We start from the raw sequence: 25128 nt of genomic DNA on the forward strand, positions 1-25128 counted from the left end.
GAAGGGAAGGGCTTCGTCAGGCGATGCGACGGCCGCGCAGCCGCGCGGCACCCTCGAGGTCGACGACGTTGGCGGGCGCTACCGACACGCTCGTGCGCACACCGAGCACGGCGCGCACGACCGCCGCACCGTGCGCCCGGGCAACGCGGCGTGCCTCCTCGCGCACCTCGCGCGCACGCTCCGGACCGACCCCACAAGCCCCCAGGAAGCGAAGCGCCAGCGGTCCCTCGAGCTCTTCGGCCGCCAGTTCCAGCTCCTCGACGCGGAACGAACCGGCGCTCACGCTCGCCAGCGGCTCGATCAGACAAACCGCCATGTCGTCGCTGACCGAGGCGCTGCGCGCGACCTGCTCGAGCAAGCGCCCGGCCGCAGCCGGGCGTGGTAAGCGCTCGACGATCCGCTCGAGCCGCGCCCGCCCGAGCACCTCCCCCGGGCGGACCCGCGCCTCCGTCAACCCGTCGGTGAAGAGGCAAGCCAGCGACCCCGGTGGCAGCGGCACAGTCGTCTGACGCACCCCCGTGCGCACGCCGACGCCGATCGGCGGCGCCGACCCGAGCACGATCGGGTCGAACGGCTCCGGCGCCAACACCAGGGGTGGCGGGTGCCCGGCGCAGGCGTAGGTGAGGGTGCCGGCGCGGGGGTCGTAGACGGCGACGATCGTCGTCGCGAACTCGCCGTCGAGGCTCTCGCCGATGACGCGTCCCGCGACCTCCAGGACCGCCCGCGGTTCAAGACCCGCCTCGAGGTAGGCGCGCAGCGTGTAGCGCATGAACGCAGTCCGCGCGAGCGCCTGACGCCCGTGTCCGGAGACATCGCCAAGCACAAACGCCGCGCGGCCGTCGGAGAGCTCGAGCGCGTCGTAGAAGTCACCGCCCGCGGCCGGGCCGTCGGCCGGCCGGTAGGCGACCGAGACGCGCGCCGAACCGATCCGCTCGGGCACGCTCGGCAACAACGCTGACTGCAGCAAACCGACCTCGTCGAGCAGTTCCCGTCGCTGGCGCTCGAGCCGGCGTGCATGCACGACCGAATAGAGCGACCAGGCGGCAAACAGGGCGGCGAGTGCGCCCAGCGCGAGCACCCCGGCGCGCAGCTCGGGGGGAACGACCTCGACGATCCGCAGCACCGTCCGCTCGACGCCGGAGGTTTCGTGCGTCTCCGGCCGCGCACCTGCCGAACGCTGCTCGGGGCGCTGACCTTTCGGCGCCGACGAACCGATCGGCGCGACGATTCGAGGCGTCCGGTGGGAGAACGTGCGCGAGCCGACCTGCGCGCGCAGCCGCCGCCCCGCACGGGCCGCCGCGCGGCGCCCGGGAGCGCGCTTGGGGGAGCGCCCCCGACGCTCGCTGCGCGAGCGCTCGCGACCGTTGCTGCCAGCGCCACTCGGCTGGGTTCGGGGCGGCGACGCCGCGCCGCTGCCGGCCCCGGGCCCGCTACCGCCGGTGCCCGCAGCACCGCTGCCCGGCCCGCCGCTGCTCGGCGCGTCCGCTCCGTTGGCGCCCGCCCCGCCACCGCTCGCCGCCGCCGCGCCCCCGCCTGCCGCTGCTGCCGCTGCGAGGGCGCGCTTGGGCGCTTTCGGTGGGCGCTGCGCCGTCGGCGGGCGCTCCGTTTTGCCTTGCGCGCGCCCGCGCGCCTTCGCCGGCGCCGGCGACCCGCCTTCGTGGGCAGGCGACCCGCCGTTTTTCGCGGGCGCGGGCTTCATCTTGGCGCTCACGGCCGGCGCTTTCGCAGCCGACCAGAAAGGTCCGCTGACGGGCGCACCGCTCAGCAGCAGCGCAGCGCAGAGCCAAGGAGCGACGAGCGCGGTCAGGCGCGGCCCGCCGCGCGGCGGAGTCGAGCGGGCGAAACGGAGCACGACTAAGGACGGCATCGGCGCCGAGGGTCGCCGGCTTTAGGCGCGTCACGAGCCGCTCCTTACACGGCACCGCGTCCTTTAGACGCTGCGGAAACGCTCGCCCGCTCCGGCCCCCTCGGTCAGTTGGGCACGCTGCTCGAGAGCAACCGCAAAGACATCCACCGGCTGGCTCTTGCCGCGTAGTTCCAGGGAGCCCCGCGAGATCAGCGGCAGGGTCACGCGCTGGAGGCGCTCGCGCGTCGCTTCCGTAATCAGGATCACGTCACCGGTGCGCCTGGTCGCCCGTTCCACCCGCGCGGCAACGTTGACGGTGTCACCGATCACGGTGAAATCGAGCCGCCCACCGCCGCCGACCGAACCGACCACCACCGGACCCGAGTTCAGTCCGATCCCGACACCAAGTCCGGCCGGTAGACGCTCGCGCACACGGCCAACGATCGCGATCGCCGCCTCGAGCGCTGCGTCGGCGTGGTCGTCGAGGCGTTCGGGCGCGCCGAACACCGCCAGCAGTCCGTCGCCGAGCAGCTTGTTCGCGTGCCCCCGGTGATTGTTCACCTCCGGGATCGCCGCCTCATAAAAGCGGTTGAGCAGGGCCACCGTTTCGCGCGGCGTCGCTCGCTCGGCGTAAGCCGTGAACCCGCTGATGTCGCAAAAGAGGACGGTCGCGTCGAGCTCTTGGCCGGCGAGCATCTCGCCTTCCGCGACGACCCGCTCGACGATCTCGCGCGTGCCGAGGTACGTGCCGAGCGCCTCGCGCAGCGTCTCCCGCTCGGCGAGGCCCTGCACCATCGCGTTGAAGCTGCCCGCCAGCGCACCGAGCTCGTCGCCGGACGTGACCCTTGCGCGGGCCGACAGATCGCCCTCGGCGACCCGCGCGATTGCGCGCATCAGCTCCTCGATCTGCGCCAACACCGAGCGCGAAATCAGCCAAGTCAGCTCCAGCGAGACGGTGAAAGCGACCGCCACCGCCAGCAGCACGTCGATCCCCAGCTGGAAGAGGGTGCCCCGCGTCGGCGAGGAGAGACCGGCCACCACCACGCCGGTCGCGACGTTCATCACCGGTAGCGCACCGAGCAGTTTCCAGCGCAGCGAGATGCCGGGCGGAACGCCCGTCAGTGTCGACGGCAGTCGACCCGCAACGTCCTCCAAGACCGGTCGCATGAACTGCTCGGAGGCCAGGAAGTGGAGCACCGCGGCGTATGCCACCGACACGAGAGCGCTCAGTGCAATCACGATCGTCGCCCAGAACGGCAGGCCGAAACGCAGTGTGTAGTAGGTCGCTACCGGCACCGAGACGAGCACGAAGGGTCGCCAGCTGTTGTCGACGATCACCTCGCGGGGAAGCGACACCGCGGTGCGCCAGGCGCGCAGCGCGTCGCGCTCGGGGCGTCCTGCCCGGATCCAATCGACTAGGGGCCGTGCGACCTTCGCGCCGCGCTTGATCGCGAGCGCTAGCGAGACCGTCACACAGCCGAGAGCGACAGCCATAACCTCCGCCAGCTCGCGCCCGCTCATCCTCGTGTAGAGGGCGAAGAGCGCGACGGTGGCGATCGTGATCAGCACCGCCGAGAAGATCTCGAAGGCGGCGAAGAGCACGAAGTAGCGGTGGCCGAGCGCCCGGTAGAGCGCGCGCAGGACGCGCATGCGCCAATTGTGCCCGAGCGCCGGCGCGCGCGCCCTGTCCGCCGAGGGCGGCGGTGAAGCTCAGCGCGTCGGGTCGTCGGGGTTGGGGTCGACCGCGGGCCGGTTCCCGGCGCGGCCAGTCGGACGGGGCCGTAGGCGCGCGTCGCCGCGCTCGGGGATCACGAACAGCTTGCCGTCGTACAGCGAGGGCGGAGCCTCGAAGCACGGCGGGCGCTTGGCGGCGTCCTTGAGCAGCGGGATCGGCGGCGCGTTGAGCGCGTCGTCCGGGTTGGGCCGCTCGCCACCTGCCGGCGAACAGTCGAAGCTTTCGAGCGTGCCGAGCGCCGAGGCTCGCTCGATCGCGTTGGGCTGCAGGTACGCGTTGCCGCGCTCCCAGTCGGGTCTTGTCAGTCGAAACGCGAGCGAGCGTCCGTCGATGACGCCGACTTGGGTCTGTCCGCGCGTGCCGCCGACCTTGCTCGAGAGGTCCGGCGCAGCGTTCGAGATGAAGCCTGCGATCGTCGCCTGGTGGAAGTTGAAGTAGGCGAGGATTGGGTTGAGCTCGGGGAAGAACAGGCGCGCCGCTTCGAACAGCGGGTCGGCGCCGCGCAGCAGCCGCTCGAGGTCGGGGAGCGTGCGGCGTCCCGTCACAACGAGCGGATCGAGCTGCCGGAACAGCGCCCTCAGGTCGGGGGAGAGCGCGCGCAACGAGCGCAGCGTTGGGCCGAGGTCGTCGGCCGGACGTCGCAGCGTGCGAATCACCGGGCGCGTGCGGCCCGAGAAGTCCTCGAGTGTGCGCATCGTCGCGCGCGCCTCGTTGAGGAACACCGGGAAGATCCGGAACGTCTCGGCGAGCGCGCGGTCGCGCGAAGCGGTCGCCTCGAACGTGCCCGCCGTGCCTTCGACCAGACGACGCAGCTCGCCGCGGCGGGCGGTTACCGCGCTGAGCGCGGTGCCGCCATCGCGCACCAGCGTGCGCACGGCGCGACGTTGCTCGTCGGCGATACGCAACAGATCGGTGGCGTCGGCGGCAAAGCGCGGGAAGGTGCCGAAGGCATCGTTGAGATCGCGGTCGGCGGTGCCCCGGCCGACCACCGCCAGCTCCTGCATCCACTGCTGGAAGTTGCGCCGCGTCTCGGGGCCGAAGGCGCGGAAGATTTCGTCAAGCTCGACCGTCCGCCCGACCTGCGAATCGGGCAGGCGTGCACCGTCGGCCAGCATCCCGGCCGAGCGGTGACCGGGCGTGAGCTCGACGTAAGTCTCCCCGAGCAGCGTCTTCTGGCGCAGGATCGCTCGCGTGTCGCGCGGCAGGGGCGCGAACTCCGGCTTGATCTCGAGCGTCGCCAGTGTGCGGTTGCTGGCGGCATCGAGCCGCTTGCCCTTGACCTTGCCGACGTTCACGCCGGAGATCCGCACGTCCGCCTCGTCCGCCAGCTGAACGGTCTCGGGGAAAGCGACCTTGAGCCGGTAGGACTTCGGCGCGAGCGGCAACGTGCCGCCGAACGACACCCACAGGAACAGCAGAATCGCGAAGCATGAGAGGCTGAAGCCGACGATCGCCGCGACCTGCCCGGCCTTGAGCCCGCGCGTCATCACTGGCCACCACCTCCCCCTCCGGAGCCGCTACCCGAGCGCAGGTCGCAGTCGCCGGCGAGCAACGAGACACCGCTCTGGTCGAGCGCGTTCAAGACGTTGTTGAGCTGGTTGGTCAGCTGATCGCGAAGACCGGACAGCGAGTCGGGAATCTGATCGATCTGCTGGAGGATCAGGCCCGCAACCAAGCCGCAGCTGAGCCCGCCCAAGGAGATTCGCCGGTAGGGCCCGGTGGCGTCCGACGTACTAAACAGCGAAACGGCGTTGTTACCGGTCCAGGCAAGCCAGTACAGGTAGCCCTCGTTGCGGTTGCGTTCGGCCGCGGTGCAGCGGCCCTCGCGCTCGCACCCCTCGCTGATTCCCTCGGCGCCACCCGGGTTGTAGGCGCCGATGTTGAAGAGACGGTTGAGCCGCAGCAGCGTGCCGGTGATCTCGGGTGCTCCCTGGGCGAGCCCCGACCCGGCCACCCCCAGCCGCAGCAAGAACGGTGCGGCCTCACGGGCGAACGGGCGGATGCGGTCGCGCACGGTGGCGGTGCGCGCGCTCGCTAGATCGCGCAGCGCAGCGTTGGAGGCGGGCAGCTCGCGCACTACCGGGATCAAGTCGCGCAGCGTCGGCCGCAGTTCGCGCGCGAACGGCTCGACGCGGGCGAGCGCCGCGCGCGTGGTGTCGAGCGCACCGGGTAGGCGGCGCACCGTCTCCCGCAGGTTGCGATCTTCGCTAGCGAAGGCGGCGAACACGCGGTTGGAGTCGCGCACCAGTTGGCGCAGGGTGCGGTCGCGCTGCGCCAGCTCGCTCATCACCAGGCCGTACTCGTGCACCACTCGCCGCAGGTTGCGGCGCCGCTCGGCGAGCGCTGAGGCGAACCGCGCGAGGTCGCGGTGCAGGGGACCGAGCCGGGCGAGCGCTTCGCCGAGTTCGGTGCCGTGACCCTGGAGTCCCTTCCCCGCCCCGGTGATCAGGAGCTTTAAGTAGTCGCGGGTGTCGGCGTCCAGCGACGCGAGGACCTCGTCCTGGTTGACGTCTGGCAGCGTGTCGGAAAGCGGAATCCGCGCGCCTTCCCGAAGCCGTGGACCGTCGCCCGGGTCGACCTCGATGAACATGTCCTTAAGACCGGTCTTGGAGCGCAACAAGGCGCTGGCGTCGGTGCGCAGCAGCTGCCGGTAGCGGGGATCGATGTCGAGCCGCACGACGGCCCGGCCGTGCTTGAGGTCCACGGCCCCAACCTGACCGATCTCGACCCCCGCCACGCGCACGCTCTGGCCTTGCCCCGGGGTGACAGCCTGCGCACTCGAGAGCTCGGCGTAGATGCGGAAGGGCGGCGCTTCGATCAGCGGGATCCGCACCCCCGCCTGGTTCGCGAGGATGTAGCCGGCGACTACGACACCGATCGCCGCCGCCGCGACGAGCGCGACGAGGTCACGCAAATGTCGACGCAGCGCCTGTCTCACCGCGCGCCCCCCTTCGCTCGTTGGCGACCACGGCCGGAGCTACGCGCCGCCGCGCGGGCGTCGAGACGGGCGATTTGCGCACGCGCTTCGGACATCAGCTGATCGAAGCGGCGGAAGGCGCGCGCAGCTCGCAGCAGGGCGCCGCGGTTGAGCGCGCGCCGCGCAGCGGCCTGCCGGCGCAGTGCGGCTTGGCCGGCGCTCCCGCGCACGTTGAAGGCAGAGGCCGGGCCCCCCGGCGCGTGGAGGTTCGGCGGCTCCTGCGTCTCGCAGGGCACGTCGGGCCGATAGGGTGGCGGCTGCGTTGGGTTGAGCGACGGGCCCGGCCGCACCATCAGCGGCGGCAGCACGGCCATCGTGTTGAACATCTGATTGTTGCCGTCGGACAGGCGGCTCTCGCCGGCGAGCCCCGGAAAGCCGCGCTGCAGCTGGTAGCGCACGAGCTGGTTGTTGTTGCCTGGTTCGTCGGGGTTGGGGATCGGTGTGCGGACGAAGGGCACGAGCACCCGGTTCACGCAGCGCGAGAGCGAGCGGCCCTGCTCGGCGAGCGGCACCGAAAGGTTGTTGAGCCGCACGAGCGCGGGGGCAGACGCGCGCACGGCGGTGGCCAGCGCGCCGATTTCGTTCTGACGCAGCGCCAGCCGTAGCTGTGCGAGGAACGGCGTGCCGACGCGCAGCGCCGGCGGCGCGCTCTGCACTCCCGGCAAGGCTTCGCGCGCGAACACCCGCAGCGTCGGCAGCGACGCGTTCAACTCGCGCAGCGTCGGCATCGCCTGGCGCAGCGTGTCGCGCAGCGCCGGTAGCGAACGGGCCAGCGGATCGCGCTCCGCCGCGAGGGCGCTAGCAGTGCGTTCGAGGTTGTCGATCAGCCCGCGCAAGGCGTTGGCGTCGGCGGCGACGGCAGCGAAGGCACGCTGCTGGGCGCGCAGCACGCGCGGCAGGTCGCGGCGCGGCTCAAAACCAAGGGTGGCGTCGTTGGCAAGCGCCGAGAAGCGGTAGGCGGACTCCCAGAAGCGAGCGCCCTCGCGGAAGCCGGCGGCGCCCCGCTCAAGACCCACCGAGAGTTCGCGCAACAGCGTCTTGAGGTCGGCGCGCACGTCGCGCTGGAAGAGCTCGAGCACGCGCACGAACTGAACCGGCGCAGCGGTTTGCGACATCGGCACGGTGTCACCGCTGGCAAGCTCCGGAGCCGACGGCGAGCCGGGTTGGAGATCGACAAAGAAGTTGCCCTCGAGGAAGATCCGTGAGCGGATCTTGATGCGCGCGTCTTGGTGAATCGGGAGCGCCCTACGCGAGAGCTCCATCGTCACGATCGCCCCACCGCGCTCGCTGTCGAGTGGCTCGATCTTCGTGACCTTGCCGACGTCGACGCCGGCGATGCGCACGGGCGAGCGCGGCTGAAGGTTCGCCGCATCGGCGAACACCGCGCGCAGCACGAAGGGCCGCGCGAAGGGGTTGTCGCGGGTGAACCCGAACCAGCTAGCGAGCGCGATCACGGTGAGCGCGAGCACACCCGCCCGTAGCGGCGAGCCACCGCCCCAGCGCAGCGCCGACCTCTTCTTGGGCTTGGGACTCACGGGATGTCGCGCAGGTTCGTGATCCCGAGCCGGCGGGTAACGAACGTGCCGCCGGAGAGGATCGGGTAGTCGTTGATCGTGACCGCCGCGTTGCCACCGGTCGGTGTCCCGTCGGGCAGCACACCCGGTCCGTAGCGCGATCCGGGCGGGGTCAGCGGGCCGTTCGGGTAGCCCTCTTGCCCGCGCTGGCAGTCGGCGTTCCCTTGCGCGTCGATCGCTGGCGAATAGGCCGGTGCGATAAAGCGGTGCAGCGGCTGGCCAATCGCGTCGCGCGCGCCGCGCGCCTTCATCCCCGGTGGGACGTCAACCGGCCGCGAGCTCTCGCTGGTGCCATAGTTGTTGGGCTGGAGCAGGTTCGGCAGCTTCAAGAGCTGCGCCTGGTTGGTGCCGGCGCCGTCAATGGACAGGCCGGACTGGTGTTCACCGAGCGGGTGGAGGAAGTAGATGGCGTAGTTGCAGACCGTCTGGTAGGGAGCAATGAACTCGGCCGCCGGCCGCGTCACGGTGAGCGCCGCACGCACGTCGCGCAGCGCCGGCAGCGTGTCCGGCTCGGTGAACAGGAAGGTGGCGGCGGCGAGCGCGCTGCGGGTCCGGCGACTGAGATCGACGGTGCGCGGCAGCACGTCGGTACCCGCTAGCAGTGCGCTATCGACCGCCGGCAGCGAGAACCGTGCCTCGCGCAGCGCCGGCCGCAGACGACCGGCAAGGTCGTTGAGATCTACATACAACGGCCGCTGCGCGCGGAAACTGGTGATCGAAGCGTCGAGCGTGGGCGGCGAGCGTTCGATCGTCTGCTGCAGCGCGCGCGGATCGGCGGCGATCGCATCAAAGGTCGTCGCCATGTCGCGAAAACTGCGCGCGAACTCGGTCGCGACCGGCGCTAGCTCGCCGGTGAAGGCCCGTAGCGACGCGATGAAGCGGGGCAGGCCGGTGGCCGGGTCTGAGAGGTTGCGGGCCACCGGTTCGAGGCGTCGCAGAAGCGGCGGCAGGAGCGCGATTGTCTGGTTCAGCGAGCTGCCGCGCCCGGCGAACGCGTCGCCGAACGCGTCGAGTGAATCTTGGATTGCGGGGCGCGTGCGATCGTCGAAGGTTGCGAACAGGTCCTCGATCTCGGCTGGTTCGCGCGCCTGGGAGAGGGGAATCGTGGAGCCGGCAGCCAGCTTCTCACGCGAGCGCCCGGGCGTCAGCTCCACGTACTTGAGACCGAGCGCCGAGCGCTGGCGAACGAGCACACGGGTGTCGCGCGGCAACGGTTCGACCGACTTGTCGAGCTTCATCGTGATCAGCGCGACCGCACGCCGGCGACCGCCGCGCTCGACCACCTTCGGCTCGATGTCGCTCACCAAACCCACCCGGAAACCACCGATGCGCACGTCGTTGCCGGTCGTGAGCTTCGAGCCCGAGGGAATCTCCGCCCGCAGTTCGTAGGTGGGAACGAACGGCAAACCTTCGTTGGCGGTGTAGGCGATGTAGACGGCGGTGACCGTGACGAGCACCGTCACCGCGCCGATCAAAAGTGGGCTGCCGCTAAGCGCTGCGATGCGCCTGCCCCGGCGCGGCCTCTTTGCTGTCACCGTCGCCATCGCCTCACCACCTCACGGTCCGAGCAAGTAGTCGAGGAGGGCCTGCACGACACCGCGGCTTTGAGCGTCACCGCCGCCCGCTGGCGAGGGGCCCGTGGAACCCGTGTTCGGCGCCTTAAGTTCCACTTGCGGGGCGCCGCCCGAGCCACCGAGGCGGGGGGTCTGGTCGAGCAGCTTCTCGATCTGATCGAAAACCTTCGGCAGCTCGCCGGGCTTGAGTTGGTCGGGCGCGTTCGGCGCGAGCAGCTCCATCACTTGCGGTGGCAGCGTCACCTGGGGCTTCGAGATGTCCGGCTGGCCCGGCAAGGGACCGGCCTCGGGTTGCCCGGGCTGGCGCCGCTCGCCGACCCGTGCCGCCGGCTGGCGCGCCTGGCGTTCGAGGCTCGCGAGCTGCGCGCGGTTGTCGCTGAAGTCGGGGCTCGTGATACCGGGGAGGTTTGGCCCGAGCCACTGGCTACAGCGCTTGAAGAGATCGCTGTTCGGGTCGACCTCGGTGTAGAGGTTGCTGCATTGGTTCAGATTGAGCGATATCCGCAGTATGTGGCCGACCGAGTCGAAGCCATTGATCGAAAGCGACTGCCAGTAGAGGTAGTTCCAGATCGCTTCGAGACCGGTGAAGCCGCCGCGCCCGTTGGTGATCGCGGTCGGGTCGGGCGCGGGCGGCGCGCTCCGGACGGCACGCTCGTCGTCCTCGATCGCGCGACGCCGGTCATCCATCGTGTCAAGGAACTGGCGGATCGGTTTGAACGTGGGGCCCGCTTCGGGAGCGATCCGCAAGAGCTCGTCGACCACGCGCTGCCCGCTGCGCACGGTGCGCCGACCCTCAACCGCAGCCTCGCCGAGCTCGCCGAGCGCGGGGTCTGAGGCACGCGCGAACGGGCGCGCTACGCGTAGGAAGCGGCGGAGCTCAGGAGCCGAGGCGCGCGCCTCCGCCAGCAGCGGCCGCTGGCGGTCGGCAAGCTCCGCTAGCCGCCGCATCGTCGGCGACAGCTCGGCCAAGAAGACCGGCAGCCGCCGCAGCGTCGCGCGCAGTTGGGGATCGCGCGAAGCGGTCGTGGAAGCCGCCCGCTGCGAGGCATCGACCCAGCGCGCCAGCTGTCCCCGCTCGCGCCGCAGCTCGTGCACGACGGTGTCGGCGTCGCGAATAAAGGCCCGCAGGTTCGCGTTCTGTTCGGCCAACAGCGCGAGCAGCCGGTTGGTTTCGCGAAGCCCCGGGTCGGCGCGCCGCAGGGCGGCGGCGAGATCGCGTGGCCGGCCGGCGAGACCGGCGCCGAGCTGGCTCAGGAGGATCGAGAAGCGCTCGCGGTAGGGTCGGCGCATGATGTCGGCGATCAGGTCGGGGGGAATCGTCGACTCCGTCTGCTCGACGGGCACCACCCCCGAGCCGTCACGCGGCAAGCGGCGGGGACTGGAGCCGGGCTGACAGTCGACGAAGTACTCGCCGATCAGCGACTGCGGCTTGATCGCGCAGCGCGCATCGGCGCGCAGGTCGGCAAGCTCCTTGCGCTCGACCTCCACGGTCACCAGCGCACGCGCCGGCCGGCCGGGCCGCTTCTCGACCTCGAAACCGGTGGTCTTGCCGGCGCGCACGCCGCCGATCCGGAAGTCGCCGCCCTGGTTAAGACCGAAGGCGTTATCGAACTCGATCTTGTAGCGCGCGGGCTGCGACGCGCCGGGACCGATCCCGAACAACGCCGCGAGCCCGGCAACCACGCCGGCGACGATGCCGAGCAGCGCCAGCGCCCTCATCGCACGTCCCCCGTCGCGCGCGCCGACTCGTCACATTGGAGGAACTCGCGCACGCTCTCCGGCAACACGTTCGAGCCGTCGCGTGCGGGCGCCTCGGCGGAGCCCGGGCACCGCTTGTACTGCCCGCGGCGCACCGGGCCGCCGGCCAGCGTCTCGGCCACGCTGATGTGTGCGCGCGCCAGCGCCCCGAGCGCGTCGAAGCCGGCACCGGTGGTCGAGAAGTCATCGAACCAGCCGAGGAAGTCGGTGGTGTAGTAGCGCGCGACGGCCAGTTCCGGCGCGCCCGCCCGGAAGGCCTCGGCGGTCTCCGGGATCGCACCGCGCACCCGCCCGACGTCCACCGGCCGACCACCGGGAGCCACCGTACGCTCGCGGGTGTCGAGCGCGATCTGCGTAAGCGGCGGCACCGACCGCAACAGGTCGATCAGGTCGTTGGCACCGCCGCTCGCTTGGATCGCGCGCACCAGCTCGCGGATCGTGGGGCGCGAACCGGCCGAGAGGCGGCGCGCCTCCGCCAGGAACGGCACCAACTCGCGCGCCGCGGGACGCGAAGCAGCAACCAACGGATCGAGGTCGCGAACCGCCGCACGGAGGTTCACGAAGGTAGTGTTGGCGCGCCGCATGAACGGCGGCAGCTCGGCGATCGCGTCAGCCAGGGCGCGCCGCTCGGAGGCGATCGCCTGGGTCGTGTCGGCAAGCTCAGAGACCAGCGGCGTCAAACGCTCGCTGCGCGAAGCAAGCACCGAATTGAAGCGCGCGGTATCAACCAGGAAGCGCTCAAGCAGCGGCTCGTCTTCGGCGAGCTTGGCGAACAGGCGGCTGCTGGTCGACAGCGACGGATTGAGGTAACGCAGACCAGCGTTGGCCTGCCTCTCGACACCGGCGAAGAGGTCGCGGTTGCCCTTGAAGAAGCGCTGCAGGTCATGCCGCGTACGACCATCGAGGGTGTTAAAGAGCTGGTCGATGTCGACCGCCGTCTGCGTGTGCTCGGCATCGATCCGCCCGCCGTCCGGGATTGGTGGCGCGCCGGCCGGCGGAAACTCGAGATCGACGTAACGGTTCGCGACGCCAGACAGAGAGAAAGCGCGAACGGTCGCCCGCGTTCCCCGCCGCAACGGTGCGAAGCGGTCGTCGATCTTCATCTCGACCTCGGCAAGACCGTTGTCGAGCAAGCGGATTCCCGTCACCTCGCCGATCCGCACACCGTCGCGTTGCACCGGATTGCCGCGCACGAGCTGCCCGGCATTGATGAAGTCGGCGCGCACCCGGTAGCCGCCACCGCCGTTGAGCAGCAGCAGCGTGAGCGCCGCCACGGCAGCCACGACCGCGGCAAGCACCAGCGTTCTCGCGATGCCAGAACCAGAGACCGGCAATTCGTTACCCCTGCCCTCCGCCGCTCGGCGGACCCGTCCTCCCGACGGGCGCCGTGCGGCGCGCAATCATCCTGCCAGAAGTTGGCGCCTCCGTGCGCAGGTTCCCTGGCCGCCGCTCAGTGCGACCGGCGAGCGCGACCCCCACCCGGCCAACGCCCGGTGAGTGCCGCTGTCGCGCGGCGAGCGACGCGATCGGCCAGCGTCGCCGCGAGCGCCGCGATCGCCGCCGCCGCGGCCTCGGCAGCGAGCAGGCGCGCAAGCGGCGTCGCCGGGTCTCTCCGGTCGGGCAACCGGCCCCCGCCCAGCCGCAGCTGCGTGGCGCGTGCGAAGCGCCGCGCCACCGCCCGCAGAACGAGGCGCAGGAGGCTACGTATTGGCCACATCACGAGCGCTGCCACGGGATCTCCTTAAAGCGGTTTGCCGGCTCGAAATCTCCTCGGCCGGTTCGTCCGCTCCTAGGATTGCACGTGCCCGGGTAGCCGAACTGGTACAGGCAGCGCCCTTAAAAGGCGTCGCTCGCAAGAGCATGCGGGTTCGAATCCCGTCCCGGGCACTCGCGGCGATCCCCTCAGCGGCAGCCTCGGGCTCCCGTGCGCACCCTGCGAGCCAGCGCTGTCCGGTCAGGGACCGCCGACTCACTGCGACCGCTTGTAGGGATGTGCGATCTCTGTCAAGTTGGTCGCTGGAGAGGCGGAGGGACGCGGTGAGCGCACGGGTCCGACGGACGCGCCGGGCGGTTCGGTGGCTCGGGCCGCTCGTGGCCGGCAGTTTGACGGCGGTGGCCGTGCGTCGTCTGCGGGCGCGCACTCGTAGCGACCACCGCGCCCTCGCCGCCGCAAGCGGCACCGGGCTTCGGAGTTCTGAGGGTCGGCCGTCGAGATCTCGGAAAGCTCCGGCGCGACCACGGAAGGTTGCCTCTCGACCGACAGCCGCACGTTCACCCAAGGAGAGGCTGCTCAGGCACCGCCTGCTCTCGCCCGCCGAGGAACGCCGGCTCGCCCGCCGGGCGCGCGCGGGCGACCGCGCCTCGTTCGACCGCCTGGTCACCGCGAACGCACGGCTCGTGCACGCGCTCGTGCGTAATTGGAAACCCCCGCGCACGCCGGCGCTAGACAACGACGATCTCTTTCAAGAGGGCCTCGTCGGCCTGATGCACGCCGCCGCCAAGTTCGACCCGGACCGCGGCACCCGCTTCTCGACGTACGCGACCTGGTGGATCCAGCAGGCACTGCAACGCGCACACGCCAACTACTCGCGCACCGTGCGGGTGCCAGCGCACGTCCATGATCAGCTCAAGAGGCTTTACGCACGGCTGGCAGCCCTAGGGGTCGAGGGGGTCGCCGAGCTCGAGCCGCAAGAACTCGCCGACCTGGAAAGCGCCCTCGAGCTCGAGCGCGGTTGCGCCCGGGCGCTGGCGCACGCCGAGCGGCAGACCGAACCCCTGGACGCGGCGCTCGAGCTCGACGACCGTTGTGCACCAGGACCTGAGGAACTCGCGCTCGAGCGGCAGCCCGCCGGTCGGTTGCTGAGATCTCTCAAAGAACGGCTAGACGAGCGGGAAGTCGACGTCTTGGTGCGACGAGCTGGGGTCTTTGGGCGACCGCAAACCCTCGCCGAGATCGGTGCGGCCTATGGCGTGACGCGCGAACGGGTGCGACAAATCGAGCGCAGCGCCCGCGCCAAGGCCCAAGCCTTGCTGGCCGAGATCGACCGCTTAGAGCCCATCATCGGCGCCTTGGCAACCGGTCGTCGCCCGCTGGCTACCCGGCCGGCAGGTCGCCGCTCGCCGGGCGCTGCCCGTTCGCGCGCAAAGACTTCGGAGCGCAACCCACCCGCTGCTAGCGTGTCCTAGGGGTTGAGGGAGCGATCGGGCGCAGCCGCAGCGACGCTCTCTGGCTCCGGCGGCCGATGTCGGGAACCGGGAACCCCACGTGGAGGCTTCAGCACTCAGGACAAGCATCCGGGCCGCGACGATCGCTGGCCGCTCGCCGCTGCTGCGCCTGCAGAGCGACGAGCGCCTGATCGAACTGACGCGGCGGGGCAACGACCACGCGTTCGAGGCGCTGGTCCGTCGCTACGAGTCGCGCCTGCTTGCCTTTTGCAGGCACATGCTCGGCTCGCGGGAGGATGCCGAGGACATCCTGCAAGAGGTCTTCGCCGCCGCCTACAACGCCCTACTCGCCGACGACCGCCCGATCAACACGCGGCCCTGGCTGTACCGGATCGCTCGCAACCGCTGTCTCAACCACCTCCGGCGGCCGCAAGCGCAAGCGCACGACTCGATGGAGGTCTTCGATCGCGCTGACGGCGTGAGCGCGGCCGACGCGGTCGCCGATCGTGAGGAGTTCCGAAGCATCATCGCCGACGTCCAGGAGCTCCCCGAAACGCAGCGCACGGCGTTGCTTTTGCGAGAGATCGACTCGCTCTCCTACGAGCAGATCGCAGAGGCGATGGACACCACCGTCCCGAGCGTCAAGTCGTTGCTCGTACGCGCGCGGATATCGCTCGCCGAGGCAGCTGAAGCGCGCCTTTTGACCTGCGACGAAGTGCGTGTCGCACTCGCGCGAGACGCTGAGGGAATCGCACCGATCCCCGCACCGGTACGCCGGCACCTGCGCCGCTGCGAGCGCTGCCGGGCTTTCCGCGAGCACTTGAAGGAAACGAGCCGCGCGCTCGCGATGTTGTTCCCGAGCGGCCCGATCTTTGCGCTCAAGCACTTGCTCGCCAGCAAGTTGGGGTTGGGCGGTGGAGCGGCAGCAAGCGGGGGCGCGGCGATTGGCGGCGGTAGCGGTGCCTGCGCGACCGCCGGTGGCTGCGCCGCCGGTTCGCTCGCGAGCGCCGCCGGCAGTGGTGTGGTTGCCGGCGCGACCAGCGGGGCGGTTGCAGCGGGTGCCGCCGGCGCAGCGGGTGGCGTCGCGGGGGGTGCGCTGTCAGCGGGACTCTCGACCTTCGCGACCAAGGCAGCGGCGGCTACGGCGGCCGCCGCGGTAGTCGCGGCGGGCGCTATCGAAGTAAGGCAAGTGGCTGTCCCAGGACCGACGCGCGAGAGCGCCGCCGAGGTCCGGGAGCATCGGCCGAACGCTGAGCGCCCGCCGCAGCACCGCACAGAGCCGAATAGCGGCAGCGCCACCACCACCGACGCGAGCGCGGGCACTCCCCCGGCGTCACCGACCTCGCCAGCACCAGCCCCGCCAACGACCGCTCAGGCGCAGACGCCGCCGGCCTCACCGACGCCGCCAGCGCCCGCGCCGCCACCTACCCAGCCAACCGCTGCTACGCCGCCAACGCCCACCGTCGAAACCATCCACGAGGAGGTCACCCTGCCGAATCAGCAGCCGACTGGCGCTGTGACGATCGAGCAGCCACCGGTGGCGTCGGGTGGGCAGCGGCACGCCGGCGAGACGCAGTACGGGCCGCCTCCCCCGTCCGGCCCGGCGCCCGCAAGCGGGAGCAACGGCAACGCATCCGCCAGCAACGGGGCCGCCGCCACCCCCGCCAGCGCCGGCACCGGCGCCACCGCTAGCGGCGGCAGCGCCGGCACCCCGCCCGCCAGCGACGCCGGCGGCGCGGCGGTCAGCCGACCGCAACCAGTCCGATCGCCTTGAGGCGCCGCTCGAGCGCCTTCAGCGCAAAGGCCCGCACCTCGCTTATCGAGTAGCCGAACAGAGGCATGCCCTCCTCGTACCAGTGCGGCCGCAGGACGTCCTCAGCGATCGGCGCGACCAGCTCTAACGTGCGCGTGATCGCCGTCCGATAGCGCTCGTCGCGCTCGGCCATCTCGCGCAGGAAACGTGAACCGAAAGCGACGTGGCGGTGCTCGTCACGGGCAACGTTGCTGAAGCCCTCGACGAAGCCCGGCAGCGTGCCCTGCTGCTCGTTGTACTCGATGATGAAGTGCTGGCCGGTGAGCGCCAGCATCCCCTCGAGCACCATGTGGTAGATCGTCACCGCCTCGACCATCGTTTCGAGGTCCTCGGGCTCGCGAGCTAGGCGGTCGACGCGCTCGTGCAGCATCTCGTCGAAGAGCTCGCGGAACTTCGGGTTCACGTGGTTCTCCGACTCCGCGAGCCGCTCCTGCAGGTCGTCCGCCTCGAGCACCCCGACCTCGTGGTAGAAGCGATCGAAAAAGGCCACGTGCCGGCCCTCGTCGGCGATCTGCGTAGACAGGAAGATGCGCATGTCTTCGCTCGGCGCCGCGCGCATGATCGGCGCGAGCTCCGCGGTCACGCGCTGCTCGCCGAGGAAGAACGACGAGAGCCCGTACATCCGCTGGAACCGCTCCTCCGGGGAAATGCGCTCGTTCCAGTCGATCCGGTCTTGCGAGAAGTCGATGTCCTGGACGCTCCACTGCTGGCGCTCCCAGAGGTGGTACAGCTCGCGGTAGCTGAGCAGGTTGACATCACCGCGATCGGCCGCCTCCTGCAGCGCCGGATCGGACGAGGCCACGAAGTCCTCGCGCGTCGTGCGTCGAATCACTGGATCGCTCACTCCGCTACTCCTTCCCTCTTTCGATTCCCGGTCGGGAACTGCCGAAGGGCGCGGGGCCCTGCTCGAACAGCTCGGCCGTCGCGTCTCGCGCTGTGTGAAGAGTAGCTAAGTCCTGGCTGGCTGGCCAGCTCAAAAGCCTGTCGGTTCGCCCAGGAGCGTTCAGGGGCCCTCCGACGCCTCCACGATCAGGCGCGCGCGACCGCCGTCGACGGTGCCGATGAGACGTTGCGCGGGCCGCAGACCCGGCAGCTCGACCGCCTCCTCGCGCCGGGGCGCAACTCGGTAAGAGCGGCCGGCGATGTCCACCACATGCACCTGACCGTCGCCGCTCGTGATGCGCAAGACCACGCGAAAGTACGGGGGCACTCCGACCACCGGTGGCTCGACCTGCGCATCCGCTATGCGCACGCGGTAGGTCGGCGAGCCCGCTTCGTCTCCCGCTCCGCCCGGACGCGACTCGGCACTCCCACGCGGCGCCGTCACGCCGTTTGGCCGAAGCTCCCCGCCCGAACCTCCCGCACTCGTGCGCACAGCACCGGTTGAGGTCGGCGGCGTGGAGACGGTCGGCGTCGTCGGCACAGTCGAGCGGGACGAGCCCGAGCGCTCACGATCGCCGCCGCAACCTGCCGCCAGCACGAGCGTCGCTGTCAGCACCCAAAGCGCCGCGCAGCGACGGCCGCTCAGCCCGGAGAGTTGTTGGCGAATACTCGCCCCGTTCAACCTGCGCGCCGCTCTGTCCGATCCGTCCAGTGGGGGATGAAACCGTGGCAAGGACACCTTGGACACACGGTAACCGGCTGCTCGGCTACGACCCCGAGCGCAGGCGCGTGTGGGTGCTCGGACGCAGGCTCCACCACGGACTAGCAGGGCTCGTGCTGGCGGCGGTCGGAACGGCGCTAATGGCTCACGACTGGCGCGATCGCAGCGACTGGCTGCGTGTCCGGCCGGGCACGTGAGCTAAAGCGTCAGGGTTTGGCCGGGCTCGAGCACGGTCACCTGCGAGGACGTGCGCCCTTCGACCTCCCTCTTGAACGCCTGAGCGTCGGTCTCGATCGGCGGGAAGGTGCCGTAGTGGCAGGGCACTACGTGGCGCGCACCAACCAGCTCGCAGGCCACCACCGCGTCGTGGCGATCCATCGTGTAGTGGCCGCCGATACAGACCAGCATGAGATCGATCTGGTCTCGCTTGGCGACGAGCTGCATGTCTGAGAAGAGAGCCGTGTCGCCGGTGTGGTAGACGGTTTTGCCGCCGAGGTTGACGACGAGTCCGGCCGGCGTGTTGACGGTCCCTCCAGGCGTCGTCGAGGTGTGCCACGCGGGCACCAAGCGCACCCAGCCGCCGTCGAAGTGGACGGTACCGCCGAGGTTCGGGTCAGCGACGTTGGCGACGCCCTTCGCCTGAAGCTCCTGAGCAAGCTCGACGATTGCGACGCACTGGGCACCCGTGCGCTTGGCGATCTGCTCGACGTCGCCCCAATGGTCGGCGTGCCCGTGGGTGAGGAAGATGTGGGTCGGCTCGACCTCCTCGGCGCTTGCGGCTGCCTTCGGATTGCCGGTCAGGAACGGGTCGATGAGCACGCGCACGTCGCCCGCGCGCAGCTCGAAACAAGCGTGCCCTAGGAAACGAACCTCCATATCAACCTCCTCCGTGTTCGTCGTCCCCGGACCCGGTGTGGTCGAGGGGATCACTGTCGCTGGCTTGGCCCGGCAACTCGAGCTCCCGTGCGAGCTCGAAGCCGACCGCCACACCTACCATCATCGCGATCCGCGTCTCCTCCTGCAGGAGCGTGGTCACCCGCCGCAAGCGCTCGTCCGGGTCGCTGGAGAACGCCGCCTTCTGAACCTCCGCCTGGTGGACTGTCCCGAACCAACCCCCCTCCTCCAGCGCCTGGCGCAAAATCCGTTCGAGCTGGGGTACCCGCGCCGCGAGCTGCGCCTCGATCGCCCGAAAACGACCAGGCTCCGCGAGCGCTTCGAGGGCCCTCTCAAGTCGTGCGTCGGGAACTCGCTGGTGGGCCACGGCGTGCGCTCAGAGGCTCGGACCGGGAATCCGTTCGCCACGGCGCCGCCACGCCGCCAACACGAGTCCGCTCAAGCACCCCGCCACGGCGCCCCCAATCGTCGCGCCGACGCTCGCCTCCGGCACCGCTAGCGGCAACAGCGCGAGCACCGCGATCGCGACCAGCAAGGCCAGCGGATCGATCTCTTCTTCAAGCGCGCCGCGGCCCGCCAACCGGCGTTCGACGACGAAGCAGAGCGTGACACCGAGCGCCGCCCCATTGGCTCCCGCCACCACGCCTGCCGCCGACCCCCCAGGCACGACCTCGGCGAGCGCCAACGCGACGGCGCTGGCCGCGGCGGCGCAGGCGAGGTAGACGAGCGCCGCGACGACCGTGCCGAAGCGTCGCTCGAGCCCGTACAGCGCGAGTCCCCCAATGCCGACCGCCACCGCCAGGTAGCCGACGCTGGTATGCAGGAAGGCAGCTGTGACCAGCCGCCAAGGCTGCTCAACGAACCCGGGCACGAGCGCTCCCAGGTCTTCGATCGGCACGCCCGCCTCGGCGGCCAAGGTCACCGCTGCCGACACGATCACGACCGCCAACGTCGCCAGCGGACGCCCCTGACGCGACCAGCGGGCCGGCCCTGCGAGGCGGCGTAAGCGGGGGCGGCGAGCAGCCTTCGAGCGCCCGCGCCGCCGCTCCTCGCCGCCGATCTCGACGCGCGGCGCGCGTTTGCGCACCCGGCGCCCGCAGTACGGACACTCGGTCACGTACGGGCTGATCTCGGCGCCGCAGTTCTTACAGACGACGAAGAGGTCCGGGCGGCTCAAAACAAGCCTCAGGGTACTCCCGCGCGTCGGCCGGGCGACCCAGCACGGTCAGCAGAGGTCGATCGATCGAGCCGCGCGCGGTTAGCCTTTCGAGGAGCGAGCTTCGCCCCCAACACAAAGCGACGAGAGGAGAGTGCCGATGGCGCTTGGTTACGACGGCAAGCTGTACATCCTCGCTTTCGACCACCGTGGCTCGTTCCAGAAGAAGATGTTTGGGATCGAGGGCGAGCCGACGCCCGAGGAGACGCAACGGATCGCCGACGCCAAGCACCTGATCTTCGAGGGCTTGCTACGGGCGCTCGAGCTCGGCGCCGATCCGGCGGTCAGCGGTTGTCTGATCGACGAGCAGTTCGGCGGCGAGATCCCGCAACAAGCGAAGGAGCGTGGGTTGATCCTTGCGATGCCGGTCGAGAAGTCGGGCCAGAAGGAGTTCGACTTCGAGTACGGCGAGCAGTTCGGCGAGCACATCGAGAAGTTCGACCCGGACTTCGCGAAAGTGCTCGTCCGCTACAACCCCGAGGGTGACGCCGAGCTCAATCGGCGTCAGCGGGAGCGGCTGCGGCGCCTGTCGGACTGGTTGCACGAGCGCGATCGCAAGTTCCTGTTTGAGCTCCTCGTCCCGGCCGAGCCGCACCAACTCGAAAAGGTCGGTGGCGATGCCGAGCGCTACGACGCCGAGCTGCGTCCCGACTTGATGATTCAGGCGATCGCCGAGCTTCAGGACGCCGGAGTCGAACCCGACGTCTGGAAGATCGAAGGCATCGAGACGCGCGCCGACTGCGAGCGCATCGCTGCGCAGACGCGCCGTGGTGGACGCGACGGCGTCGTCTGCGTGGTGCTCGGCCGGGGGGCGGACGCCGGCAAGGTCGAACACTGGCTACGCCAGGGCGCCCCAGTCGAGGGCTACGCGGGTTTCGCGATCGGACGGACGATCTGGTGGGACGCGGTCAAGGGCCACCTCGCGGGCACGGTCGACCGCACGACGGCTGCGGACCAGATCGCCCGCAACTACCTGCACTTCGTGTCCGTCTACCAGGAGGCCGAGCGCACCGCACCGGCACCTGCCTAGAGGACGCGACGGAGCCGATAAGAGCGCGTCTGGCCGCGCACACCGGTCGGTGTGCGCGGCCGGCTGTCGGCGTGTCACCTTCGCGCCGACAGCCGGCCTCGGGCGCGGGCGCTCGGCAGCGATTCGGCGCCTTCGTTACCCTGCGCAGCCATGCGAATGCAGCGCTCGCTCGCCTACTACGAGCAGGCGTTCCAACATCGCGCCCGCGAAGAGAGCGTCCGCCGAGAGCTACTGCGCCGGCGCGCAGTGGAGCGTGCGCGCGCGCGTCGCTTGGAGCATCAGCGCCGGCAGGGAAAAATCCGGTTCGTGCTGCTGGTGCTGCTGCTTACCGCGACGGCGCTCGCGGTGACGGTGGCGATGTTCCAAGCGCTCCAGCTAGTCGCAGGGTGACGAGCGAGCTAACCGCCAGCCGCTGCTAGCTAGGCGGCGACTTCAGGCGGTCGAGCTCTGCCTCCACCGCAGCCCGTTCGGAACCCGACGCATCCTTGCCCTCGCCGGCCGACGAGCGCATGTCGAGGTAGACCTCCTTGCGGAAAACGGGAACGGAGCGCGGTGCCGCGATGCCGATGCGCACCTTCTCCCCCATCACTGAGAGCACCGACACCTCGATGTCGTCACCGATCATGATGCTCTGGTTGGGCTTTCGGGTCAGTACGAGCAAGAGCCAGCGCCTCCTTGCGGGCGGACCTGTACGCGTCCACTAAAGCAGCCAGCCCCCCGAACTTCAACCGCTTCCGGAAGAGGATGAGTCGACATCGTGGCGCCCTCGAGGGGGCTTTGCGCACCTCTCGACGAACCGCAGCCCTTGGTAGGCTGCGCCGCCGTTGGCACGGAGGTCGCTGAAAGCCGAGCTAAACCAGATCCGGGCGTGGGTCCGCGAAGGGCGCACCGACGCGTGGATCGCTCACCAGCTGGAGGTGTCGGTCAGCGAGCTTCGCGCCTTCAAGCGCGAGCACGGCCTCACCGGCCCCGAGCGATCGCCGCTCGGTGGCGACCTCCCATATCCGGACGAGGACGACTTGCGGGCCCGCGACGAGGAGCTTGTCGCCGAGCGCTTACGGCGCGAGGAGGAGCGCTTGCGGCGCGAAGAAGAGGAGCGGATGCGCAAGGAAGCCGAGCAGACGGCGTCCGTCGAACAGTCACAAGAGTCGGCGGACAGTGAGGCTCAGAAGCGTCGGCGCAAGCGTCGCGGGCGCCGCGGTGGGCGGCGCCGGCGGGGGCAGCGACACGTTTTCGAGGCGACCTTCGATCACGGCGAGGAGGGTTACGGGATCTGGCTGGATCCGGCCGTCCAGGACGACCCTCTATACGCCGAGCACTGGGCGGGACACCGGCCGGTGAAGGTGACGATCGAAGCTGACCGCCTGATCGTGACGCGGCTCGCACCCGGCGAGTTGATCATCCACGACGACGAGGCCGACGGCGAGAGCGCTGAGAGCGCTCACGAGCAGGCGCCGGAAGTCGATGGATCGTCGCCCGAAGCGGTGGCGGAGTTGGGCGCCGCGGATGCGCCTGCGACCGAGACGGGCGAGGAAGGCGCTCCCGCAGCGGAGTCGCGCGGCGAAGAAGCGCCTTCGGCCCCGGCGGGTAGCGACTACGCGGCCGCGGCCGAGACGCGCGGCGACGAGGCGCCCGCGGCCCCCGCGGGTAGCGACGAACATGCGCACCCGCTCGACAACGCCGACGAGCAAGCCGAACCGAGCTGAGGCACACGGCACGCGTCTTTCAGCGCGTCCGCGCGAGCAGGGTCCCCGCGTGAGCAGAGCCCCCGCGTGAGCCGCGCACCGACGTTGGCAACCACGTCGCTGCGCGTCACCGCCGCTCCTCGCGACACCTACGCGGGACCGCGGCACTGACCTGCTGCAGGCCGCTCAGAGTCTGTGCGCCGGGCGCACCACGCCACCGCCGAAGTCGCTCGCCTCGCGGGCGTAGCGGGCGAAGCCGACATCGACGACCAGGGTCGCTCGCGTCGGACCGACCCGCTCAAGCGCAAACTGCCCCGCCCACTCGCCGCGCGCATAGAGCGATGCGAGCTCGTCGAGTCGGAAAGCGCCACCGAGGCGTCGGCGAAGCTCGTCGACTAGCTCCCACGCGGCGTCGTCGACCAGCGGGTCAGGCTCCGCTAGGAGCCTCCGCTCACCATCGCGCCACTGGTAGAGAGCGCTCTCTAGCTGTGGGTCCATGCGCCCCGACCTTAGCCAGACCGGACGTTTGCCCCTCGGCGTCCGGGGCTGCGCTGTCCGGCGGCGGGGCTTCCTTGGTCAACGTGCCAACTTCGGCCTTAGCGTCCCGGCAAGACCACGTAGGGACGCTCGCCGACCTTCACCATCCCGAGCCCACGAGCCTCAGTCTCGACCGCCGCACCGGTCCGTAGCTCACGCACGCGCGTACGCAAGCGCGCGTTGGTGCGCTCGAGTGCGTCGAGCTCGCGTTGCTCGCGCGACAGCTCGCCCCGCTGGCGCCACCACTCGCGAGCAGGAGCCACATACAGCGCGAGGATTGTGAACAAGGCGATCAGCAAGGCACGCCGAGCCAAACGCTCCCAATCGACGCGCACGGCGGCGACGCCGCTCGGACCGAGCTTGCCGTGGGCTCGTGAACTAGTCACGAACGCGAGCTTCGCTCCGCAGCGGCGCGATCCTGCCTGCTACGCCCGTTGACTAGCGCGTGAGCGACCAAATGCCGCCGCACCCGGATACGACGCCCGTCCGCCGAGCTGCTCCTCGATGCGCAGCAGCTGGTTGTACTTGGCGGTGCGGTCGCTGCGAGATGGCGCACCGGTCTTAATCTGCCCGCAGCCAGTAGCGACCGCAAGGTCGGCGATGGTGGCGTCCTCCGTCTCGCCCGAGCGGTGCGAGACGACCGCCGTGTAGCCGGCGTCGAGGGCCATGTGCACGGCCTCGAGGGTCTCGGTGAGGGTGCCGATCTGGTTGACCTTCACCAGGATCGAGTTGGCAACCCCGCTGTCGATGCCGCGACGCAGACGCAGCGGGTTGGTCACGAACAGGTCGTCGCCGACCAGCTGCACTCGCTCACCGATGCGTTCGGTGAGCGTGCGCCAGCCGTCCCAGTCCTCCTCCGCCATCCCGTCCTCGATCGAGACGATCGGGTAGCGATCACAGAGCTCCGCCCAGAGCTCGGCCAGTTCGCGCGATGAAAGTTCTCGGCCCTCGTGCTCGAGCACGTAACGATCGCCCTTACGCAGCTCACTGGTCGCGGGATCGAGGGCGATCGCGACGTCGTCACCCGGACGGTAGCCGGCGGCCTCGATCGCCTCGACAAGTGCCGCCAACGCCGCCTCGTTCGACTCAAGATCGGGGGCGAAGCCGCCCTCGTCGCCGACGGCGGTGGTGAGCCCTCGCTCCCGCAGCGTGCGCCGCAGCGCATGGAACACCTCGACCCCAATGCGCAGACCCTCTGAGAAGCTCGGCGCACCGACCGGCACGATCATGAACTCCTGAAAGTCGATGCGGTTGTCGGCGTGGGCGCCGCCGTTCAGCACGTTCATCATCGGCACCGGCAGCACCTGCGCGCGCTCGCCACCCAGGTAGCGCCAGAGCGGCAGTCCAGCGTCGGCCGCTGCTGCCTTGGCGACCGCCAGCGATACGCCGAGGATGGCATTGGCACCGAGACGCGACTTGTTGTCGGTGCCATCCAGATCGATCAACGTGCGATCGACGTTTTCTTGGTCGGACGCCTCGAGGCCACGCACGGCGTCGGCGATCTCACCGTTGACGTTCTTGACCGCGCGCGTGACACCCTTGCCCAGCCAACGCTCGCCGCCGTCGCGCAGTTCGACGGCCTCGAACTCGCCGGTCGACGCGCCCGACGGCACCGCTGCGCGGCCGAAGGCGCCCGACTCGAGCTCAACGTCGACTTCGACGGTGGGGTTGCCGCGACTGTCGAGGATCTGACGACCGTGCACGCGCTTGATCTTGCTCAA

General features: G+C 70.2%; 24 protein-coding genes and 1 tRNA gene. 7 read left to right on the top strand and 18 right to left on the bottom strand.

The window, feature by feature from the left end; genetic code table 11:
• Nucleotides 1-16: 16 nt before the first annotated feature.
• The 9 genes from BLW41_RS01685 to BLW41_RS01725 all read right to left on the bottom strand — a co-directional run bounded on the left by BLW41_RS01685 (nt 17) and on the right by BLW41_RS01725 (nt 13196).
• Entirely contained in the window at nt 17-1867 is a 1851-nt protein-coding gene (locus BLW41_RS01685; RefSeq protein WP_093115645.1) for a PP2C family protein-serine/threonine phosphatase, read from the bottom strand.
• Nucleotides 1868-1930: 63 nt separating this feature from the next.
• Complete coding sequence (locus tag BLW41_RS01690) at nt 1931-3496, bottom strand: adenylate/guanylate cyclase domain-containing protein (RefSeq protein ID WP_093115647.1); 1566 nt, start codon at nt 3494-3496, stop codon at nt 1931-1933.
• Nucleotides 3497-3556: 60 nt separating this feature from the next.
• The gene (locus BLW41_RS01695) at nt 3557-5068 is read right to left on the bottom strand and encodes an MlaD family protein (protein WP_093115649.1); all 1512 of its coding nucleotides are present in this window, start codon (nt 5066-5068) and stop codon (nt 3557-3559) included.
• On the bottom strand, nt 5068-6519 hold the full coding sequence (locus tag BLW41_RS01700) for an MlaD family protein (protein ID WP_093115651.1): 1452 nt from the start codon (nt 6517-6519) through the stop codon (nt 5068-5070). The genes BLW41_RS01695 and BLW41_RS01700 overlap by 1 nt, the downstream gene beginning before the upstream one ends.
• Nucleotides 6516-8093 (bottom strand): MlaD family protein, encoded by a 1578-nt coding sequence (locus tag BLW41_RS01705; RefSeq protein ID WP_177169243.1) that lies wholly within the window; start codon nt 8091-8093, stop codon nt 6516-6518. The genes BLW41_RS01700 and BLW41_RS01705 overlap by 4 nt, the downstream gene beginning before the upstream one ends.
• Nucleotides 8090-9676 carry an MlaD family protein gene (locus BLW41_RS01710; RefSeq protein WP_093115655.1) on the bottom strand — a complete coding sequence of 529 codons (1587 nt, stop codon included), beginning with the start codon at nt 9674-9676 and terminating at the stop codon, nt 8090-8092. Before BLW41_RS01710 ends, BLW41_RS01705 begins: the two co-directional genes overlap by 4 nt.
• A 12-nt stretch (nt 9677-9688) precedes the next feature.
• Nucleotides 9689-11425 carry an MlaD family protein gene (locus tag BLW41_RS01715; protein WP_093115657.1) on the bottom strand — a complete coding sequence of 579 codons (1737 nt, stop codon included), beginning with the start codon at nt 11423-11425 and terminating at the stop codon, nt 9689-9691.
• Nucleotides 11422-12798: an MlaD family protein gene (locus BLW41_RS01720; protein ID WP_218138188.1), complete on the bottom strand. Its 1377-nt coding sequence runs from the start codon at nt 12796-12798 to the stop codon at nt 11422-11424. The genes BLW41_RS01715 and BLW41_RS01720 overlap by 4 nt, the downstream gene beginning before the upstream one ends.
• A gap of 116 nt (nt 12799-12914) precedes the next feature.
• Complete coding sequence (locus tag BLW41_RS01725) at nt 12915-13196, bottom strand: hypothetical protein (protein WP_093115661.1); 282 nt, start codon at nt 13194-13196, stop codon at nt 12915-12917.
• A gap of 71 nt (nt 13197-13267) precedes the next feature.
• On the opposite strand from BLW41_RS01725, the gene BLW41_RS01730 reads away from it, so the two are divergent.
• The 3 genes from BLW41_RS01730 to BLW41_RS10815 all read left to right on the top strand — a co-directional run bounded on the left by BLW41_RS01730 (nt 13268) and on the right by BLW41_RS10815 (nt 16403).
• A tRNA-Leu gene (locus BLW41_RS01730) sits at nt 13268-13351 on the top strand.
• A 150-nt stretch (nt 13352-13501) separates the two neighbouring features.
• Complete coding sequence (locus tag BLW41_RS01735; RefSeq protein ID WP_177169245.1) at nt 13502-14650, top strand: sigma-70 family RNA polymerase sigma factor; 1149 nt, start codon at nt 13502-13504, stop codon at nt 14648-14650.
• Nucleotides 14651-14729: 79 nt separating this feature from the next.
• Nucleotides 14730-16403: an RNA polymerase sigma factor gene (locus BLW41_RS10815; RefSeq protein WP_093115665.1), complete on the top strand. Its 1674-nt coding sequence runs from the start codon at nt 14730-14732 to the stop codon at nt 16401-16403.
• Here the strand turns inward: BLW41_RS10815 and BLW41_RS01745 are convergent.
• Entirely contained in the window at nt 16372-17286 is a 915-nt protein-coding gene (locus BLW41_RS01745) for a ribonucleotide-diphosphate reductase subunit beta (protein WP_093115667.1), read from the bottom strand. The two genes, BLW41_RS10815 and BLW41_RS01745, sit on opposite strands and share 32 nt — an antisense overlap.
• A 159-nt stretch (nt 17287-17445) precedes the next feature.
• Nucleotides 17446-18006 carry a hypothetical protein gene (locus BLW41_RS01750; protein ID WP_143038530.1) on the bottom strand — a complete coding sequence of 187 codons (561 nt, stop codon included), beginning with the start codon at nt 18004-18006 and terminating at the stop codon, nt 17446-17448.
• Nucleotides 18007-18035: 29 nt separating this feature from the next.
• Here BLW41_RS01750 and BLW41_RS10660 point away from each other — a divergent pair, with 29 nt between their 5' ends.
• Nucleotides 18036-18242, top strand: coding sequence for a hypothetical protein (locus tag BLW41_RS10660; RefSeq protein ID WP_143038531.1), 207 nt, complete (start codon nt 18036-18038; stop codon nt 18240-18242).
• Between the two features lies 1 nt (nt 18243).
• Here BLW41_RS10660 and BLW41_RS01755 read toward each other — a convergent pair whose 3' ends face one another.
• Genes BLW41_RS01755 through BLW41_RS01765 form a run of 3 tightly spaced genes read right to left on the bottom strand, consistent with a single transcriptional unit; the run spans nt 18244 to nt 20116 of the window.
• Nucleotides 18244-18921: a metal-dependent hydrolase gene (locus tag BLW41_RS01755; RefSeq protein ID WP_093115671.1), complete on the bottom strand. Its 678-nt coding sequence runs from the start codon at nt 18919-18921 to the stop codon at nt 18244-18246.
• A gap of 1 nt (nt 18922) precedes the next feature.
• Nucleotides 18923-19306 carry a hypothetical protein gene (locus tag BLW41_RS01760; RefSeq protein WP_093115673.1) on the bottom strand — a complete coding sequence of 128 codons (384 nt, stop codon included), beginning with the start codon at nt 19304-19306 and terminating at the stop codon, nt 18923-18925.
• Between the two features lie 9 nt (nt 19307-19315).
• The gene (locus tag BLW41_RS01765; RefSeq protein WP_143038532.1) at nt 19316-20116 is read right to left on the bottom strand and encodes a rhomboid family intramembrane serine protease; all 801 of its coding nucleotides are present in this window, start codon (nt 20114-20116) and stop codon (nt 19316-19318) included.
• A gap of 139 nt (nt 20117-20255) precedes the next feature.
• Here BLW41_RS01765 and BLW41_RS01770 point away from each other — a divergent pair, with 139 nt between their 5' ends.
• Both BLW41_RS01770 and BLW41_RS01775 read left to right on the top strand, forming a co-directional pair.
• On the top strand, nt 20256-21185 hold the full coding sequence (locus BLW41_RS01770; RefSeq protein WP_093117242.1) for a 2-deoxy-5-keto-D-gluconate 6-phosphate aldolase domain-containing protein: 930 nt from the start codon (nt 20256-20258) through the stop codon (nt 21183-21185).
• Nucleotides 21186-21335: 150 nt separating this feature from the next.
• Nucleotides 21336-21575, top strand: a complete 240-nt coding sequence (locus BLW41_RS01775) for a hypothetical protein (RefSeq protein ID WP_143038533.1) — start codon at nt 21336-21338, stop codon at nt 21573-21575.
• A 25-nt stretch (nt 21576-21600) separates the two neighbouring features.
• Here the strand turns inward: BLW41_RS01775 and csrA are convergent, their stop codons facing one another.
• Nucleotides 21601-21846, bottom strand: a complete 246-nt coding sequence (gene csrA / locus BLW41_RS11360) for a carbon storage regulator CsrA (RefSeq protein ID WP_093115679.1) — start codon at nt 21844-21846, stop codon at nt 21601-21603.
• A gap of 163 nt (nt 21847-22009) precedes the next feature.
• Between csrA and BLW41_RS10820 the strand changes: the two genes are divergently transcribed.
• Nucleotides 22010-22891: a hypothetical protein gene (locus BLW41_RS10820; RefSeq protein WP_177169246.1), complete on the top strand. Its 882-nt coding sequence runs from the start codon at nt 22010-22012 to the stop codon at nt 22889-22891.
• A 165-nt stretch (nt 22892-23056) separates the two neighbouring features.
• Here the strand turns inward: BLW41_RS10820 and BLW41_RS01790 are convergent, their stop codons facing one another.
• The 3 genes from BLW41_RS01790 to eno all read right to left on the bottom strand — a co-directional run bounded on the left by BLW41_RS01790 (nt 23057) and on the right by eno (nt 25128).
• Entirely contained in the window at nt 23057-23368 is a 312-nt protein-coding gene (locus BLW41_RS01790; RefSeq protein WP_093115681.1) for a hypothetical protein, read from the bottom strand.
• Nucleotides 23369-23466: 98 nt separating this feature from the next.
• A complete protein-coding gene (locus BLW41_RS01795; protein ID WP_093115683.1) occupies nt 23467-23793 on the bottom strand; it encodes an FtsB family cell division protein in 327 nt (108 codons plus the stop codon).
• Nucleotides 23794-23832: 39 nt separating this feature from the next.
• Nucleotides 23833-25128: a phosphopyruvate hydratase gene (gene eno, locus BLW41_RS01800; RefSeq protein WP_093115685.1), complete on the bottom strand. Its 1296-nt coding sequence runs from the start codon at nt 25126-25128 to the stop codon at nt 23833-23835.

The sequence above is a fragment of the Thermoleophilum album genome, from assembly GCF_900108055.1.
Taxonomy (GTDB): Bacteria; Actinomycetota; Thermoleophilia; order Solirubrobacterales; family Thermoleophilaceae; genus Thermoleophilum; species Thermoleophilum album.

Excerpts from the sequence above, each read along its gene's own strand:
- BLW41_RS01685 (WP_093115645.1), bottom strand. The coding sequence starts at position 1,867 with ATGCCGTCCTTAGTCGTGCTCCGTTTCGCCCGCTCGACTCCGCCGCGC.
- BLW41_RS01690 (WP_093115647.1), bottom strand. The coding sequence starts at position 3,496 with ATGCGCGTCCTGCGCGCGCTCTACCGGGCGCTCGGCCACCGCTACTTC.
- BLW41_RS01695 (WP_093115649.1), bottom strand. The coding sequence starts at position 5,068 with ATGACGCGCGGGCTCAAGGCCGGGCAGGTCGCGGCGATCGTCGGCTTC.
- BLW41_RS01710 (WP_093115655.1), bottom strand. The coding sequence starts at position 9,676 with ATGGCGACGGTGACAGCAAAGAGGCCGCGCCGGGGCAGGCGCATCGCA.
- BLW41_RS01715 (WP_093115657.1), bottom strand. The coding sequence starts at position 11,425 with ATGAGGGCGCTGGCGCTGCTCGGCATCGTCGCCGGCGTGGTTGCCGGG.
- BLW41_RS01755 (WP_093115671.1), bottom strand. The coding sequence starts at position 18,921 with ATGGAGGTTCGTTTCCTAGGGCACGCTTGTTTCGAGCTGCGCGCGGGC.
- BLW41_RS01770 (WP_093117242.1), top strand. The coding sequence starts at position 20,256 with ATGGCGCTTGGTTACGACGGCAAGCTGTACATCCTCGCTTTCGACCAC.
- BLW41_RS01775 (WP_143038533.1), top strand. The coding sequence starts at position 21,336 with ATGCGAATGCAGCGCTCGCTCGCCTACTACGAGCAGGCGTTCCAACAT.
- BLW41_RS01790 (WP_093115681.1), bottom strand. The coding sequence starts at position 23,368 with ATGGACCCACAGCTAGAGAGCGCTCTCTACCAGTGGCGCGATGGTGAG.